Source organism: Arthrobacter sp. SIMBA_036 (genome assembly GCF_046535135.1).
GTDB lineage: Bacteria > Actinomycetota > Actinomycetes > Actinomycetales > Micrococcaceae > Arthrobacter.
The window spans coordinates 112,338-129,379 of record NZ_JAWRXG010000002.1 but is presented as its reverse complement, the minus strand read 5'-3'; the positions used below and the strand labels follow the sequence as shown (position 1 = coordinate 129,379).

Sequence of the window (17,042 nt, the reverse complement as noted above, 5' to 3'; positions counted from 1 at the left end):
GTTCCAGCTGTAGAAAGTAGTACCCATTGGCCCACCTGCTCGGCGGCGAAAACCTCACCGTTTCGTTCGCGACCCGCACTGTCCTCGACGGCGTCACCCTCGGTTTGGAGGATGGCGACCGCATCGGCATGGTGGGGCGCAATGGTGACGGAAAGTCCACGCTCATGCGTCTGCTCGCGGCTCGGGCAACCCCGGATTCGGGCCGGGTGACCAAACGCGGCGACGTCACCGTCGGCTACCTCGACCAAAGCGACGTGCTGGACGGTGACCTGACAGTCGGCGCCGCGATCGTCGGTGACCAAGCCGATCACGAATGGGCAGCGAACCCGAAGATCCGCGAAATCATGGGTGGGCTGGTGGGCGACGTCGATTGGCACGCCAACGTCCACGCGCTCTCCGGCGGCCAGAAGCGGCGCGTTGCGCTGGCCAAGCTCCTCATCGGAGACCACGACGTCATCATGCTGGACGAACCTACCAACCACCTCGACGTCGAAGGCGTCGCTTGGCTCGCCAGGCACCTCAAGACGCGCTGGCGCGCCAACCAGGGCGCGTTCCTGGTGGTCACGCACGATCGCTGGTTCCTGGATGAAGTGTGCAACTACACCTGGGAAGTCCACGACGCCATGGTGGACATGTTCGACGGCGGATACGCCGCCTACGTTTTGGCGCGCGCCGAGCGCGACCGCATGGCCGCCGTCGTCGAGGGCAAGCGCCAGCAGTTGGTCAAGAAGGAACTGGCATGGTTGAGGCGCGGCGCCCCGGCCCGGACGGCCAAGCCGAAGTTCCGGATCGAAGCAGCCAACGATCTCATAGCCGACGTGCCGGACCCGCGCGACTCCGTGGCCCTCAGCAAGATGGCCACCGCGCGCCAGGGCAAGGACGTCCTCGACCTCGAGAACGTGACGCTGGACTTCCTCGACGGCGAGGAGGGGCAGAAACTGTTCGACAACATCACCCTCCGGCTTGCCCCGGGCGAACGGCTTGGTTTGGTGGGCGTGAACGGCGCAGGCAAATCCACCTTGCTGAAGCTGCTCAACGGTGAAATCCAACCCACCACGGGCAAGGTCAAGCGCGGAAAAACCGTGGTTACTGCCGTCCTCACCCAAGAGGTGAAAGAGCTCGACGACGTCTCGGACCTGCGCGTCATCGAGGTCATCGAGCGGGAGAAACGCTCCTTCAGCGTGGGCGGCAAGGAATTCACGGCCGGACAGCTGGTGGAGCAGCTCGGTTTCACCAAGGAAAAGCAATGGACTCCCGTATCGGATCTCTCCGGTGGTGAACGACGCCGGCTGCAGCTCCTGCGGTTGTTGGTGGGGGAGCCCAATGTGCTCATGCTCGACGAACCCACTAACGACCTCGACACCGACACGCTCGCCGCCGTCGAAGATGTCCTGGACGGCTGGCCGGGGACGCTGGTGGTTGTCAGCCACGACCGATACCTGCTCGAACGCGTCACGGACCATCAGATGGCGCTGCTTGGCGATGCAAAACTCCGTGGTTTGCCTGGTGGTGTGGATCAGTACCTCGAACTCCGCGAGGCCGCCTTGGCTTCCGGTGGCATGGGCGGGGGATCGGGCGCCCCCACGGCCACGAGCGGTTCTTCTGCATCGGCGTCGTCCGCCGCGCCGTCCGGGGCCAGCGAATCCGAAAAGCGTGAAGCGCGCAAGGACCTCAACCGGATCGACCGGCAGCTCGGCAAAATCGCCCAACAGGAAGAAAAGCTTCACACCCAAATGGCGGCGAAATCCGAAGCGGGGGATTTCGATGCGCTCGGCGAACTGAATGCCAAGCTGCAGGAGTTGCTGGACGAGAAGGAAGGCCTCGAGCTCGAATGGCTGGAGGCCGCGGAGGTGCTCGGAGAGTAACCCGGCGTGCCCGTAGTTAGGCCCCGGAGCTGGCTAGGCCCCGGAGCGCAGCTCGGGTTCCTTTTGCAACCCGGTCAGCCCGTTCCACGCCATGTTCACCAAGTGCGCGGCCACTGCGCGTTTATCCGGCGTGCGGCTATCGAGCCACCATTGGCCCGTCATGGCCACCATGCCAACGAGCATCTGTGCGTACATGGCACCGTCGGCGGAACTGAATCCCCTGCGGGTGAACTCATCGGACAACAGATGTTCCACCCGGACGGTGACATGCGATAGGAGCGTCGAGAACGCGCCTTCGGGCTGTGACGGCGGTGCATCGCGGATGAGGATCCGGAATCCGTCAGTGCGCTGTTCGATGTAGCCAAGCAGTGCCAGTGCCGCGCGCTCCACAAGAACCCTGGGGTCGGCATCGGTGCTGAGCGCTTGAGTGATGGAGTCGAGCAAGATACGGAATTCGTGCTCCACCACCTCCCGGTAGAGGCCCTCCTTGGACCCGAAGTGTTCGTAGATCACAGGTTTGGAGACTCCGGCCTTGGCGGCGATCTCCTCAATGGTTGTCGCGTCGAGTCCCCGCGCAGCGAAGAGGGAGCGGCCAATGCCGATCAGTTGCGCCTTTCGCTGGTGCCCTGTCATCCGAACGCGGGCCGCCGGCTCCCCTAGGGAGGCCTCGGTAGCGGGTTCCAAGCCAACAGAACCCGTTGGGGCCTGGGGCAGGTTGGTGGGCTTGCTCACGTGTCCATCATGCCGCAAGGGCCTGTTGAACACGGGCAACGGCTGTGGGAAGGGCATGTCCGGCAGGGAGTAAAAACCGGTCAAGTCGCGAAGCACGCAATGGTCATGGCAAACTAGATTCTTGTGTGTGCATCCCGGTCATCCGGGAAGCTGTCCGGGCTGCCGCCCTGGCTGCGGAAACACGCACAGTCCGCTCTGGTGTAATGGCAGCACCCCGGCCTTTGGAGCCGTGGAGTATAGGTTCGAATCCTATGGGCGGAACGGTCGGAAAACGCGCTCCTCTCTGTACCTGGAACGGCTCGAACGGTGCCTGGGTCCATTGTTGGATGTGGCATTCCGAAGCCGGGTCACCCGGGACATACCGAGCAAGGAGAGCCAGTACGTGAGCCCCGAAACCACCGGTCCCGCAGCGGTTATCGTCTTGGCCGCAGGTGCAGGAACCCGCATGAAGTCGCGGACTCCCAAAATTCTCCACGAAATCGGCGGCCGCTCCATGGTCGGGCACGCGCTCTTGGCGGCCCGATCCATCGAACCGCGGAAGCTTGCCCTGGTGGTCCGCCATGAGCGGGACCGCGTGGCCGAGCATGTCGCAGCTTTGGACGCGGATGCCCTGATTGTTGACCAAGACGAGGTTCCCGGCACCGGACGCGCGGTGGAAGTTGCCCTCAGCGCCCTTGACGCCCAAGCCGATGTCACCGGCACCGTGGTAGTGACCTATGGCGATGTCCCCCTTCTCACTGGCGAACTTCTCGGCGAGCTCGTGGCCGCGCACGAGGACGAAGGCAACGCTGTTACCGTCCTCACCGCTGTCCTGGATGACGCCACGGGTTATGGCCGCATCCTCCGCGCCGAGGACGGAACAGTGACAGGCATCCGGGAGCACAAGGATGCAAGCGACGCTGAGCGCAGCATCCGTGAGATCAACTCCGGAATTTACGCTTTCGACGCCGCAGTGCTCCGGACTGCGTTGGCCAAAGTGACCACCGATAATGCCCAAGGCGAGATGTACTTGACTGACGTCTTGGGCCTGGCGCGCGACGCCGGCGGCCGGGTTGCCGCCGTCGTGACCGAAGACCGCTGGCAGGTTGAGGGCGCCAACGATCGCATTCAGCTCTCGGCCCTTGGTGCGGAGCACAATCGCCGCATCGTCGAGTCCTGGATGCGGGCGGGCGTCACCGTGGTGGACCCTTCCACCACGTGGATCGACTCCACCGTCACACTGGACGAGGACGTCCGGCTGTTGCCCAACACGCAACTTCACGGCACCACCACGGTGGCGCGCGACGCCGTCGTCGGCCCCGATACCACGCTGACCGATGTCAAGGTGGGCGAGGGCGCCAAGGTGACCCGCACGCACGGCTCCGGTTCGACGATTGGTGCCAAGGCAAGCGTTGGACCGTTCACATACCTCCGCCCCGGAACGGTGCTGGGGGAGACGGGCAAGATCGGTGCGTTCTATGAGACCAAGAACGTGACGATCGGCCGTGGCTCCAAGCTTTCCCACCTTGGCTACGCCGGCGACGCCGAGATCGGCGAGGACACCAACATCGGCTGCGGGAACATCACGGCAAATTACGACGGCGAGAAGAAGCACCGTACGGTCATCGGCTCGGGGGTCCGTACCGGATCCAACACGGTATTCGTTGCCCCCGTGACAGTTGGCGATGGTGCCTACAGCGGGGCCGGAGCCATCATCCGGAAGGACGTCCCCGCCGGCGCCCTGGCCTTGAGCGTCGCCTCGCAGCGCAACGCAGAGGGTTGGGTCATCGCCAACCGACCGGGCACGGCGTCGGCCGACTTGGCACAGAATGCGCAGGCAACCGCCTCCGCCTCCACTTCCCCAGAATCTCCGGCAACAACAGAAGAGGGCACACAGGCATGAGCGAAATTACCGCACACGGCGAGAAGAAACTGATTCTCGCCGCCGGACGGGCGCATCCGGAACTGGCGCAGGAAATCGCGAAGGAGCTGGAGACGGAACTCCTTCCTATCGACGCTTATGACTTCGCCAATGGGGAAATTTACGTCCGTTCGGCCGAGAGCGTTCGAGGCACCGATGCCTTCGTCATCCAGGCCCACCCGGCTCCACTGAACAACTGGCTCATGGAGCAGTTGATCATGATCGACTCCCTGAAGCGCGCCTCTGCCAAGAGGATCACTGTTGTTTCGCCGTTCTACCCGTACTCCCGCCAGGACAAGAAGGGCCGTGGCCGCGAGCCCATCTCGGCCCGCCTCGTGGCTGACCTCTACAAGACGGCCGGCGCGGACCGCATCATGTCCGTGGACCTGCACACCTCGCAGATCCAGGGCTTCTTCGATGGCCCGGTGGACCACCTGATGGCGATTCCGTTGCTTGCCGATTACATTCGCACCAAGGTCGAAGCGGACAACATCACCGTTGTTTCCCCTGACACCGGCCGCGTCCGCGTCGCAGAGCAGTGGGCCGAGCGCTTGGGCGGTGCCCCGCTGGCGTTCGTCCACAAGAGCCGTGACCTCACGGTCCCCAACCAGGCCGTCTCCAAGACCGTTGTTGGCCAGGTTGAAGGCCGGACATGCGTGCTGATCGATGACATGATCGACACCGGTGGAACCATCTCCGGCGCCGTCCAGGTGTTGAAGAACGCCGGTGCCAAGGACGTCATCATCGCCTGCACGCACGCCGTGTTCTCCGATCCCGCAGCCCAGCGCCTGGCTGATTCCGGTGCCCGCGAAGTCGTCGTCACCAACACGTTGCCCATCCCGGCCGAGAAGCGTTTCCCGTCCCTGACGGTGTTGTCCATCGCGCCGCTGATTGCCCGCGCCATCCGCGAAGTGTTCGACGACGGTTCGGTCACCAGCCTGTTCGACGGCAAAGCGTAGCCTTGGCGTACTGAAACAACCGCTGAAGCAGGACGGGTCAGTCGCCGCCTTCGGGTGTGCGGCTGGCCCGTTTCGTTTGTCCGTTTTCAGTAATCAGGCGGTCCACTGATAAACTCTCGGGGATACCTTGGCGAGGGAGAGCACATCCGGTTCGCGTTAGTGGACCTGGGTTGCGGGTCTCCGTTATCGACTGGGTCTGCACCTCCTTCAACACAGGCGGAACGGCTGCACTGCAGCTGGTCTCGGCCGGGCGTAGAAGGTCTCCAGACCTCCGCCCTTGCTGATAGACCAGTCCGGAACATTCCGGACGCCACAGTAATCAAGGAGTACTCATGTCTGAGCAGAAGCTCACCGCAGAACTGCGCACCGAATTCGGCAAGGGTTTTGCCCGCCGTGCACGCATGGCCGGCCAGATCCCGGCTGTCATCTACGGCCACGGTGCAGAGCCCATCCACATCAACCTGCCGGGCCGCGCCACCACGCTGGCAGTCCGCGTCTCCAACGCCCTCTTGGCGATCGACGTCGACGGCCAGCAGCACCTCACGCTCGTCAAGGACATCCAGCGCGATCCCGTAAAGCAGATCATCGAGCACGTTGACCTGCAGACCGTCCAGGCCGGCGAAAAGGTTACGGTTGACATCGCCATCCACGTGAGCGGCGAAGTTGCTCCCGGTGCTGTTGCCAGCCTCGAAGCAACCACGGTTTCCCTCGAGTCCGAGGCAACCCACGTTCCCACCGCCGTCGAGGTCAGCATTGAGGGCCTCAAGGCCGGCCAGAACATCCACGCCGCAGACCTCGACCTTCCCAAGGGTTCCACGTTGCTCACCGAAGGCGACACCCTCGTGGTCCGCATCGCTGAAGCTGCAGGTTCGGAAGAAGAAGAGTCCGGCGAAGCAGCTGCAGAGTAGTCGTTTAACTGCTTGAGTCGCATGCCGTTGAGTGGCCGGGTACCTTTGGGTCCCGGCCACTTGCTTTGCCCGGCCCGGCGATGCCCGCCTGACGATGACCAGACCATTTCCTAGGATGAAACCATGACAGAGACGTGGCTGATTGTCGGCCTTGGCAATCCCGGCGCAGAGTACAGCAACAACAGGCACAACGTGGGCCAGATGGTGTTGGACGAGTTGGCCTCCCGCATGGGCGGGAAATTCAAGGTTCACAAGTCCCGCGCCCAGGTAGTGGAGGGGCGGCTGGGCATTGGCGGCCCGCGCGTGGTGTTGGCCAAGCCCATGACGTACATGAACACTTCAGGCGGACCAGTGTCCGGCTTGGCCCAGTTCTTCGACATTGCTCCCGATCATGTCATTGCTGTTCATGACGAAATCGACATAGCTTTTAACACAGTGAAGTTAAAACTCGGTGGGGGCGAGGGCGGCCACAACGGGCTGCGCGACATCTCCAAAGCACTCGCAACCAAGGATTACCTCCGGGTCCGGGTTGGGGTGGGGCGCCCGCCGGGCCGGATGGAGACCGCCGATTATGTCCTGCGCGATTTTGCCACGACGGAAAAGAAGGAGTTGCCCTTCCTCGTGGATGAGGCCGCCGATGCGGTGGAGCTTCTCATGGCCGAAGGCCTTCTGGCTGCACAACAGAAGCACCACCCCGCCAAAACGTGAGCGACGCGGGCTGTAGCGACGCCGAACCTTGAGCCAATCTTGAGGGAAGCCTGATCAAAGCCTGACAGTTCGGAGCAGTTCAAGCCCTACACAGTGTCGGCGCCCAACGGTAGTGTGCATGGTACGCGGTACGAGGCAGGGGACCACCGCGGATGTGTAGCTAAGGATGCAGATGTCGGCGGAGTTGCTAAGCAGCGGTGGGCGAGGCGCAGCTAGTGCTGCGGCTCCGGATCTCGTTGGCAGCGCGGCAGACCGGCAAACGTGGTCCCTCTTGGCCAGGAGCCGCGATTTATCCAAGGCCGCCATGCAGCTTGAATCACCGGGCTCCTATGGAGTGGTCCTGACCGGGCAACGTGGCATCGGTAAATCTGGATTGGCCAGGGCACTGGTGTCCTCGCTTGGCCCTAAGGTCCAGAGCCTTCAACTACGGAACACGGTAGCTGGTTCGGAAACACCGTACGGGTGCTTGGGTTTCTTGTTGGCCCGCCTGCCTTCCGACGCGGTGGCCACCCCTACGGGCATCCTCCACGGCATCACGAGGCTGATTCAATCTGAAGCCGCGGGCCGGGACACGGTGGTGATCGTGGATAGTGCCGGGGGCATGGACCCCATGAGCGCGGGAGTGCTGTTGAACCTTATGGCAACAGGCACCGCCAAAGTGATCGCCACGGTCCAACATGCCAGTGATCTTCCTCCCGACTTCCACCGCTTGGTCCTGGAAGGACAGTTGGGCGAAGTCCACCTCGAAATGCTGAGCGAAGAGCAGACCAAACAGGTACTCGGTTCGGTTTTAGGCCATTATGTTTCCGCAACGCTGGTTGGTTCGCTGCACTCGGCCGTGGGTGGAAACCCGATGTTGCTGCATGCCCTCCTTGAGGAGCAGCGGCATTCCGGCAACCTGGTGCTCAACGATTCGGTGTGGACGTTGCGGGAGCAGATCAAGCTCGTCGGTGCTCCGGTGGTGGAGGATTTCGTTCGGTCAAAGTTGGCCCGGGAATCCCAAGCCCATCGAACCGTCGTCGAGCTCTTGTCCTGCGCGAAGCGGGTCAGGCTCGTTGAGTTGGCCGCCATCGTAGGTACCGAGGTCGTGGTGGAAATGGAGGACGCTGGCCTACTCACTGTTGATCGCTGCGCCGAGCACTGGGTCTGTCTCAGGGACTCCTTTATCGGGGAAGTCGTCGGCGGATGGCTGAGCACCCGTCGTCGTCGCGAGTTGCGGTTAATGCTCCTCGGACCCAAGGAACCTAGCCTGGAGGGTCTGGCTTCGCAGGATGTCCTGGCCTACGCCAGGTGGATCCAAGCCTGTGAGGATGATACTGCTCCCTCGGCCGCCTACGCACTGGCTGCCGGACGCGCGGCACTGGACGCCTTCGACCCCGCCTTCGCCATCACGTCCATCGAGTCACTGGATCCCAAGGACGACGAGTGGGTGCCGGGCCAACGTGTCAAAGCGGCCGCTTACTTGATGTTGGATCTGCCGCTGCACGCAGCCCGGACGTTGGACGAGGTGCCCCCGGACAGGGCTGCGGCGCTGGACCCACTGGAGTTTGCCCACCTTGTTGCGGCACAATGCCAGGCCATGCTCTGGATAGACGGCCGCTGTGGCACGATTCCGGACGTTCTCGACCAAGCGGTCGCTGTCCTGGAGAACCGGTCGGAGGGCCATCCAGCGACAAACATCGCCAAGGCCCGTCACCGGCTACAGCTGAGTCGCTACGAGTACAGGACCTTCATTGGCGATTATGCGTCCGTGGTGGAGTCCTTGGAAGACGAGTTCGCGAACGGGCCTGGCGAGGACTATGACTATTGGATGAGGGCGTGCTTCTACCTGATGGAAGCGCGATGCATCTTGGGCCGGGAGTTGGAGGCGCAAGAGCTTGCACGCACAATGTCCCGCCATGTGGAAGGCATGGCCCGGTCGCCGCAGCTTGAAGAGGCTTTTGTATTACCGCTTTTCCTGACGTTGCTGATGTCCGGCCAATGGCGCAAATGCGTGGGGCTCCTGAGCCGGACTCCTTCCCACCCGGCACGCTTGCAGTACCGTGGCGCCCTGCCCGAACTGGGCCGGGGGCTTGCCTTCACGTATGCCGGGAAGCCGGCCAGCGCCATCGAGCCCCTTCGCTCCGCGGTTGCCCATCTGGAACTTCGGCCCAGCATGAACCTGATCAAAGTCGCTTACGCGGCCACTGCGTTCGCCTATGCCCAAATAGGGAACTCCGCAGAAGCAGGCCGCTACCTCGACCTCTATAGGACATCCCGTGGTGTGGGCACTTACATCGCCGAATCCATAGCGGAGTTTTGCGCTGAGATGGCCGGACGTTGGATGGGTGACCCCGACGTCAAGCAGCGGCTTCTCATGAGGGTCCATGACGACGTCGACAATCAGCGCTTGACGCCGGCAGGCATCTGTCTGTTCGGCGCCACGGTAGAAGGAAGCGACGACGAATATCGCCTGCTTGAAGACATTGCTGCGCGCAGGCAGGGTCCACTGGCTCGAATTTCAGGAGATTTGGCCCGGGGAGCCCTCCACAAGAACGCCAATGCGTTGCTTGCTGCGGCAAATGCCGCGGCCAGCATGGACCTGTTGGTGGTAGAGGCACGATGCGTCGCTATGGCTCTGGACTATGCCCGCGACGCCGGCGAAAGTACCACAGCCCGGACGGCACAGTTGAGGCTTGAGCGGCTGGAACATTTGGTCTCCGCGCTGCCGATCCATCCACGCAGCGACGCTCCTGTTCTGACCGAGCGTGAACGCCAGATTGCCAAACTCGCAGGGAAAGGTGTCAGCAACCGTGAAATCGCCATGGATATTGGGGTATCAGTGCGGACGGTGGAGGGTCACCTATACCAAGTGTTTACCAAGCTCGGCGTTACATCCCGCGGCGAACTCCAAGAGCTGTTATGAGGCCTACGGAGTAGTTTCAATTCTCACGTGCCTGGGCGCCCATGCGGGCTGAGTACCTTGTTGGCAGGGACGGGGAGCTGGGGCTGGCCCTTGACATATTGCGGCAGGACGGTGCCACTGCCGTTCTCCTGCTGGGCGAGTCCGGCGTCGGCAAGTCAGCCATGGCTGCTGAGATAGCCGCGCGCCTGGAGCCGGACATGGTGGTGATGCAAATCCACGGAAGTCCTGCGCTGTCCGGGGTACCTTACGGCGTACTAGCGCCGTACCTCGAGGACCTGCCCGTTGGGCAGGCGACTTCGCCAGTCTCGATCCTCCGCGAGTTTTGGTCCCAGTTCGAAAAGCGCCGGGGGGAAGCTGGATCGCGCCTGGTCCTGGTGATAGACGATGCCCATGAGCTGGACGACCACAGTACACAGATCGTTGCAGAGCTTGTGACTGCCGGGTGGGCCCGGCTGGTCGCCACCAGCCGGCCCAGGCCCGGCTTGCCCGCGGCCTTGGTGCAGCTGTGGTACGACGGATTGGCTGAGCGCTTGGAGCTCCGCCCGTTGGACAAAGACGGCGTGGCGGAGTTGGCTGCCAAGAAGCTCGGCGGAACGGTCATGGCCAGCGTCGTAGACGTGCTCCATGCCGTCTCTGAGGGCAATCCTCTGTTGCTCCAGTGCCTGTTGGCTGACTCGCGCGCTGAGGGTCAGTTGGTGCGCCGCAACGGTGTCTGGCTCCTGGCCCGGCCACTTACGGGAGGCGGTGAGTTGCTCGCGGAGGCAGCCCGCAACCTGGTATTACGCGCCAGCCAGTCCGAACGTGACGCAATGTTCGCGATTGCCCTCGCCGAGCCCGTACCCGCAGGGATGCTGGAACCATACGTGGGCAAGGACACCATCCGTTCCCTGACGGAGAACCGACTCGTGCTTGCCACGGACGGCGCCGGCGGGCCCCTCCGCATCTGGCATCCGCTGTACGGCGAGGCCCTCCGACACTTCATCTCGCCGCCGCGGAGCCTTCACATCCGCGAACGCCTGGCCCCAGACCTTGCCGGGGAACTCCCTATGGAAGGATTGCTCCGTAGGGTGAGCTGGGCGTTGGACTGTGGTGCCGACGTCGACGACGATACGCTGCTCCAAGCAGCCTTCCACGCTGCCAAACGGCTGGAGAATCCGTTGGCACTGGCGGCCGCGCGCCAAGTCCGCTCGGAGGCCCTTCAGCCCCGCGCACGCGCAGTGATGGCCATGGTCCATTACAACGACGGTGATTACCGCAGTGCCGTTGACGTGCTGGGGGCGGACTGCGGTTTCCTCCAGGGCGACGCTGCGGACGACGTCGACGGCGCTGCTGCTGATGCTGTGGGGGTGGGCTTACACGCCGGGCTCTTGGATGTTTGCCTCCTCTGGGCGGCATCCAGGGCAGCTTTGGGCCATGCCTCGAAGGACATACTGGCCGACGCACGGGCTACCGTGGGCAACCTCGTAGCCGGACGGGCAGAGTCGGATCCCGTCGTGCGGCGCCTCCGGAAGTGCATCGAGGCGCTCGAGTTGGCCGAGCTTGCCCGTGAAGGCAGGTTTGAGGACCTCGCGGCCAGCCTGGAGACGTTCCAAGGCAACGCCGAAACGGAGTCAACCGACCGCGGGGCGGAGGGGCTTTTCCTGCTGGCCATGCGCTGTGAAGCCTTGATAGCGCAGGGCCGGCCCGTGGCTGCGCAGGAAGCCGGACGGGAGGCTTTGTCCATGGTAGAGGAACGCCAGGATGACGTCCTGTTCCTCGGTGACTTTGTCCTGATCCGGTATGCCCTTGCCGCACTGGAATCGGGGGACTGGGACTCCGCGGAGGCGGCCATGGCAGACTTTGCGCCCGGCTCAGTAGCGGGACCAGTTGTTTTCGGTGGCGGCACGCATGCGCTCACCGGTCTTTCCCTCCTGCGGCAGGGCCGCGTGGAGCAAGCCAGCAAGGTATTGACGCCAGCTGTGGAGGCTCTTCGCGTCGCTGACCCGCTCCGGCTCGGCGGCTTTGGAGACGCTCTTGCGTTCTATGCGGCTGCCGCTTCCGGGGACACCGCCGTCGCTGAACGACTCGCAGGTGAAGGACCCACTCGGGAATTCACGACTGGCGGGAGCGCCTATGTCGAGGCACTAGCCGGGCTTTTTCGGATCGCGGGCCAGGCGCATTTGGAGCACCGTGCCAAGTCGGCAAGCTCCATGTACTCCGACGACCGCGCGCCGTCCCAAAGCGGGGTATCCTCGAGGCGCGGCGCGGAAGGGACTTCCGGACTGCGGCAACTGCAGGAACTGGAGAGTTCCGGACGGTTGGACCGGCTGCCGGGAGTGAAATTCCAGAACGTTGTCCTTCGTGTCGAATTGGGGGACCAGGCTGCCATGGAGTCGGTCCGGGAAACCGCGCGAACTGTCGAGGGCGCATGGGTAGCAGGCTGGCGCTCCTTGGCGGATGCGCATCTGTCAGGGGCGGGCCAAGGATTCGTCAGCGCAGGGAACGAGCTCGCGGCCGCAGGAATGCCCGGGCCCGCTGCCCTTGCCTTCGAAAAGGCGGCCGTGACGTTCGACGCCGAAGGCAAACGCCCGGAGGCACGCCAAGCAGCGGTGCTGCGCGATGTCAGCGAGGCTAACCTGGGTACTGCTCTGCTTCCAAACGCCCATTCCGACGTCGACCGAACGGTGCCGTTGACGCGGCGTGAACGGGACATCATTGCCCTGGCCGTTGCTGGCCTGACGGACCGGCAGATCGCCCAGAAGCTCATGGTTTCGGTGCGTACCGTCGAGGGCCACTTGTACCGCAGCTATGCCAAGCTGGGCATCCGCCGCCGGGAAGACCTCGGAGCTGCAGTCCACGAGTGACAGCGTTGGTGTTTGGAAGTCTGCTGCACTCGTCATTTTCGGACGTCGCGATCCTGTTCAGCTACTCGCGTGCCTGGAAAAGTTCGTCGAATGCAGCGCCCTGCGCGCGCTGAGTGCGTGACGCTTGAGGATTAAGGTCGGTGCACCACGCCGGATAGACGCGGAATCCGCGTTTGCCGGGAATCAGGTCGGAGCTGACGTATCCGAGTGAGAGCAGGTGCGCCGTGGTGAATTGGAACACCCCGAACCTTTCGTGCTCCTGTACGAAGACGAGCAGTCCAGACATCGATTCGTCAGCCGTGAAGGGCCTGGTTGATCCGCCTTCGTCACGCTTCCAGACAGCGACGAAGGCGCCAGGCTTTGTCGGTGTGATTCGGGCGGTGCGGATTCGCCACTGCTCCTTCCCGATGCGCGCGACCCCAGATTCGTAGTCGCTGTTCTGTTCTTCAACCTGGATGACAGGGTGTGCATCGGCAGGAGCGGGCGCAAGGGCGATGAAGCGCTCGAATGCGTGGAAATTCACCCTCAAACTGCCCTTACTTGTGGAGGGGTTTGGTTACGTTGAGGCTGATGGTCTGGCCCGGGGCCAATTCCCCGGTGCGCATGTCTGTGAAGGCGTACCAGACGCGGTCTGTTCCTGTGAGGGGGTGGTTCGCCCATTCGAGATTTGCCTCGTCTGATAGGCCGAACCGGAAGGTGATCTGGGCTTCGGTGTCTCCGGGCGCGGTGGTGTAGGTCTGGGGGATCCCGTCGGTGTCTGCGGTGAAGGTGCCTTGGGCGCCGTCGATCTTCAGCTGTCCGGGTATCAGGTTGACCTTGGTTCCAACTGGGATGGGCCGGTCCGCGGCCAGGGACGGGTTGTACTGCAGCAGCTGCGCGGTCGTACTCCTGAATTTGTAACCGATGCTGTCGAATGAATCGCCGGCGACCGTGGTGTAGAAGATGGTCCGGCCGAACGAATTGTTGACCGCTGTTCCGGTACCGGATGTACTGTCGACGGGATTTTTCTGTAGTTGGATATGGTTCCCTGCACGGACAAAGTAGGTGGTTCCCTTTGTGTACACGTACGGGACTTTGTTTGCTTCGGCCAGTTGCTCGGCGGTAATTCCGAAGCGGTATGTGATCCCGTCGAGGGTATCGTCAGGTTCAATGGTGTAACTGGTGGGGATGCCGTTCCCGTCGACGTTAGCCGTCCCTTTTGCGCCCTTGATCGGACCTGGAGCGGGGATCAGTCGGAGCTTCATGCCTGGCGCCAACGGGGCCCCGGGCTGTAGTCCATTGAATTCGGCGAGTTCTTTCTCGGTGAGGTGGAAAGCTGCCGTCACTTCGGCTGACGTTTCTCCGGAGACGGTGGTGTAGTAATCGACGTTCCCAAACGAATCGGTTACCGTCCGGCCCGGTAGGGAAGACTTCCCTGCGTTGAAGGGTGCTGCCAGCGTGTTTGCGCTGGTGGGCGGGCTTGCCGCCATGTTCTCCGGATGTTCGACTAAGTCCGAGCCGATGACTATGCAGGAGGCGACTGCAGCGGCCACAAGCCCGGCAGCGGCGAAAGAGCGCCAGTGACGTTTGGCGGGTGAGCGGTGGAAGTTGTGGACGGGCCCCCCGACGGTCAGATACGTGACCTCGGGGTTTAGGAACGACAGGGACCGCTGGCGGCTGCGAATCAGTTCGTCCTCGCTTATGGTGAGGGCAGGATCGGCGGCTGAAAGCTGCTCGGCGACAGATCGGTCGGGACTCATTCTGTGGCTCCTTCTGTCATTGACTGATTCTGAAGTAGGCGGCCAAGTTCCTTGCGTGCCCGGTGCAGGCGCATTCGTACGGCAGTCGCTGATGTGGTGAGGAGTTGTGCCACTTCGACGGCGGTCAGTCCGTCCCAGTACGTCAGCAGTAAAACCTCCCGCTCTTTGGGAGCCAGGTTCTCGATGGCCTCCAGGACGGCGGATTCGTCGGAAGGAGTTTCATGGCTGCGTTCCATACGCAACGCTCCGATGAGCCCGGCAGACCGGGAAACAGACCTTTCGTGGTTTCGGAGAACGTTCCTGGCCACGCCGAAAAGGACAACTATGGAGAGGTCGTCACCGCGGCCGGACTTCTCCCACGCGATCCTGAAAACTTCGGCGCACAGGTCCTCCGCGGTCGCGGCCCCCTCCGTTCGGCGGCGGAGATAGCGGTAGATACCGTCGTGGGCTGACGCGTGAGCGGCCAGGAACCGGTTTTCCCTCTCAAGGTCCACACGTTCCCCCGTCATTTGCATGCTCATGCCCTGTTAATGTCCGGCAGCCAACAAACTGTAACGAGAATCCGAGAAAAACTTTGTAACGGCGAAAACTAATTTGGCGGATCGAGGAACTTTTCCGGGCCATCAGGATCCCGCACCCGGACGTTCTGTAAATTGACGATTCCATGAGGCCGAGTGCCGCTACATCAAGGATCACGGAATCGGGGCCTTCTGGGAGCTCGCCTGGGACCCCTACCACGTCGAACGGCCCGCCACTGTCTGAGCGGACCTCGTCCGGCAGGGGATCCTCAATCCGGCGCTTTGCAGGGCCCGCTAAGCCACCGGCTTGCGGACACGACTTGATGTCAGCTCGGGCGATAAGCTTCGAGAACCTTCTCCACACTGAGGAGCTTCGCTGCACTTAAAAGGAGCTCATGAACTTCGCGCCTAGCCACAAGGACCTCGCCGATCTGCGCCGGAGGCTCCGCGACACCCGTTGGTCGACACCTTGGCCGTCCACGAGTTGGGAAGCCGGGACTGACCACAATGAGCTGCGTCGACTAGTCACGTATTGGTCCGAGGATTTCGACTGGGAGGCACAACAACGTCGGATAGCCGCGTTGCCGTGGCAGACGGCGGACATCGGTGATGTCGCCCTTACCTATCTCCGCTTCGACGCAGAGACGAAAGGCGGTCTTCCCATCGTCCTTACGAATGGATGGCCCAGCACAGCCCTCGAGTTGGTAGATCTGGCCCAGCGCTTGGCGACGCCGTCACAGTTCGGGAGGGACCCGGACAACGCCGTCACGGTGATCGTTCCAGCCCTCCCTGGACTGCCGTTCTCACTACAAAGGCCTACGTTTGGCGAACAGACACACGATCTCTGGTACTCGCTTATGACCGATCACCTCGGTTTCACGCGGTATGCCGCTCATGGAGGCGATCTTGGCGCCGGCATCACCTCACGGCTCGCGCAGGCGTACCCCGAAGAGGTCGCGGGAATCCACCTTCTGGCGGTCGCCGCCCCTCGGCAATATGACCAGACGACACTCACTACAGAGGAACGCGAACACCTGACCCGAGTCGAGGCGTGGGTAGCCGCAGAAGGCGCGTATCAACACCAGCAACAGACGCGTCCACTCACGCTGGCTCCAGCGCTTTCAGACTCTCCAGCAGGACTTCTGTCGTGGATACTCGAGAAGCATCGAGCGTGGAGCGACTGTGACGGAGACGTCTCGACACGATTCAGCGACGACTACCTCGTCACACTCGCCTCCGTGTACTGGTTTACAAACTCCATCGGGACGTCGTTTCGCCCGTACTACGAGTTCGCGGCGGGTTTCACCACCCGGGTCGAAAGAGTGAAGGTTCCGACCGCTGTCGCGCTCTTTCCGCACGACCTTGCGAGCCCACCGCGCAGCTGGGCCGAGCGAACATACGACGTCAGGCGCTTCACAACGATGCCCCGTGGCGGACACTTCGCGCCACACGAGGAACCTGAACTCCTGGCCGACGACATGATGGAGTTTCTTCAGACGTTGTGAGGGGACTGTGTCCGCTGGAGGATCATTTGCCAAGCCAGCGACTGCGCACCCTGGACACTAGAGATGGTTGCCCCGATAGGCGACCGGGTTGTACTTATAGCGGCCATAGGAGATGACATCGTTGGCATTGCCAGGACGCACTTCCAAGGCGAATCGGGAGGAGGATTGCAGGATGAAGACCATTGAGTGGTGGCCAAAATTAGACGCCGAGGCACAGGCGTGGCTGATCGAACACAACGGCGAGGTTATCGCCGCAGATGTGGTGAACAAGATCGCAGCAGCTGGGGGCGTCGTGACATCGGACGCTTGGTGGATCGGGGACCGGGGACCCGAGGGAATTTACCTCTCCGACGAAGCAGTCGATTGGATCGAGGCAACCGCCAACGGCGAATGAACTGAGGCGTGCCCGCGTAAGGATCCTTTCCGTTCGGAGCATCTGCTTGGCGTGGTGGTCAACTGG

The 17,042-nt window shown here is 62.7% G+C and carries 13 protein-coding genes and 1 tRNA gene; 10 read left to right on the top strand and 4 right to left on the bottom strand.

Annotated features, from left to right (window positions below):
- Window positions 1-26: 26 nt before the first annotated feature.
- The gene (locus tag SB659_RS03310) at window positions 27-1,865 is read left to right on the top strand and encodes an ABC-F family ATP-binding cassette domain-containing protein (protein WP_284977695.1); all 1,839 of its coding nucleotides are present in this window, start codon (window positions 27-29) and stop codon (window positions 1,863-1,865) included.
- Between the two features lie 33 nt (window positions 1,866-1,898).
- On the opposite strand, the gene SB659_RS03305 is transcribed toward SB659_RS03310, so the two are convergent.
- On the bottom strand, window positions 1,899-2,498 hold the full coding sequence (locus SB659_RS03305; RefSeq protein WP_410549674.1) for a TetR/AcrR family transcriptional regulator: 600 nt from the start codon (window positions 2,496-2,498) through the stop codon (window positions 1,899-1,901).
- Between the two features lie 288 nt (window positions 2,499-2,786).
- On the opposite strand from SB659_RS03305, the gene SB659_RS03300 reads away from it, so the two are divergent.
- The 7 genes from SB659_RS03300 (at window position 2,787) to SB659_RS03270 (ending at window position 12,820) form a co-directional block, all read left to right on the top strand.
- A tRNA-Gln gene (locus SB659_RS03300) sits at window positions 2,787-2,858 on the top strand.
- Window positions 2,859-2,979: 121 nt separating this feature from the next.
- Window positions 2,980-4,479: a bifunctional UDP-N-acetylglucosamine diphosphorylase/glucosamine-1-phosphate N-acetyltransferase GlmU gene (gene glmU, locus SB659_RS03295; protein WP_284977696.1), complete on the top strand. Its 1,500-nt coding sequence runs from the start codon at window positions 2,980-2,982 to the stop codon at window positions 4,477-4,479.
- Window positions 4,476-5,456 carry a ribose-phosphate diphosphokinase gene (locus tag SB659_RS03290; RefSeq protein WP_011774071.1) on the top strand — a complete coding sequence of 327 codons (981 nt, stop codon included), beginning with the start codon at window positions 4,476-4,478 and terminating at the stop codon, window positions 5,454-5,456. Before glmU ends, SB659_RS03290 begins: the two co-directional genes overlap by 4 nt.
- A gap of 332 nt (window positions 5,457-5,788) precedes the next feature.
- Entirely contained in the window at window positions 5,789-6,364 is a 576-nt protein-coding gene (locus SB659_RS03285) for a 50S ribosomal protein L25/general stress protein Ctc (protein ID WP_284977697.1), read from the top strand.
- A gap of 123 nt (window positions 6,365-6,487) precedes the next feature.
- Entirely contained in the window at window positions 6,488-7,072 is a 585-nt protein-coding gene (gene pth, locus SB659_RS03280) for an aminoacyl-tRNA hydrolase (protein ID WP_410549471.1), read from the top strand.
- 172 nt (window positions 7,073-7,244) lie between these two features.
- Complete coding sequence (locus tag SB659_RS03275; RefSeq protein ID WP_410549470.1) at window positions 7,245-9,977, top strand: LuxR C-terminal-related transcriptional regulator; 2,733 nt, start codon at window positions 7,245-7,247, stop codon at window positions 9,975-9,977.
- 41 nt (window positions 9,978-10,018) lie between these two features.
- Window positions 10,019-12,820, top strand: coding sequence for a helix-turn-helix transcriptional regulator (locus SB659_RS03270; RefSeq protein WP_410549469.1), 2,802 nt, complete (start codon window positions 10,019-10,021; stop codon window positions 12,818-12,820).
- Between the two features lie 61 nt (window positions 12,821-12,881).
- Here the strand turns inward: SB659_RS03270 and SB659_RS03265 are convergent, their stop codons facing one another.
- From SB659_RS03265 to SB659_RS03255, 3 genes are read right to left on the bottom strand one after another with little or no spacing between them, the layout of a single operon-like run.
- Complete coding sequence (locus SB659_RS03265; RefSeq protein WP_410549468.1) at window positions 12,882-13,343, bottom strand: MepB family protein; 462 nt, start codon at window positions 13,341-13,343, stop codon at window positions 12,882-12,884.
- 13 nt (window positions 13,344-13,356) lie between these two features.
- The gene (locus SB659_RS03260) at window positions 13,357-14,559 is read right to left on the bottom strand and encodes a LysM peptidoglycan-binding domain-containing protein (protein WP_410549467.1); all 1,203 of its coding nucleotides are present in this window, start codon (window positions 14,557-14,559) and stop codon (window positions 13,357-13,359) included.
- Window positions 14,556-15,080: an RNA polymerase sigma factor gene (locus SB659_RS03255; RefSeq protein WP_410549466.1), complete on the bottom strand. Its 525-nt coding sequence runs from the start codon at window positions 15,078-15,080 to the stop codon at window positions 14,556-14,558. The genes SB659_RS03260 and SB659_RS03255 overlap by 4 nt, the downstream gene beginning before the upstream one ends.
- A 392-nt stretch (window positions 15,081-15,472) precedes the next feature.
- Between SB659_RS03255 and SB659_RS03250 the strand changes: the two genes are divergently transcribed.
- Together SB659_RS03250 and SB659_RS03245 are read left to right on the top strand one after the other, a co-directional pair.
- Window positions 15,473-16,582, top strand: coding sequence for an epoxide hydrolase family protein (locus SB659_RS03250; RefSeq protein ID WP_410549465.1), 1,110 nt, complete (start codon window positions 15,473-15,475; stop codon window positions 16,580-16,582).
- A gap of 172 nt (window positions 16,583-16,754) precedes the next feature.
- Window positions 16,755-16,976, top strand: a complete 222-nt coding sequence (locus tag SB659_RS03245) for a hypothetical protein (RefSeq protein WP_410549464.1) — start codon at window positions 16,755-16,757, stop codon at window positions 16,974-16,976.
- Window positions 16,977-17,042 lie beyond the last annotated feature (66 nt).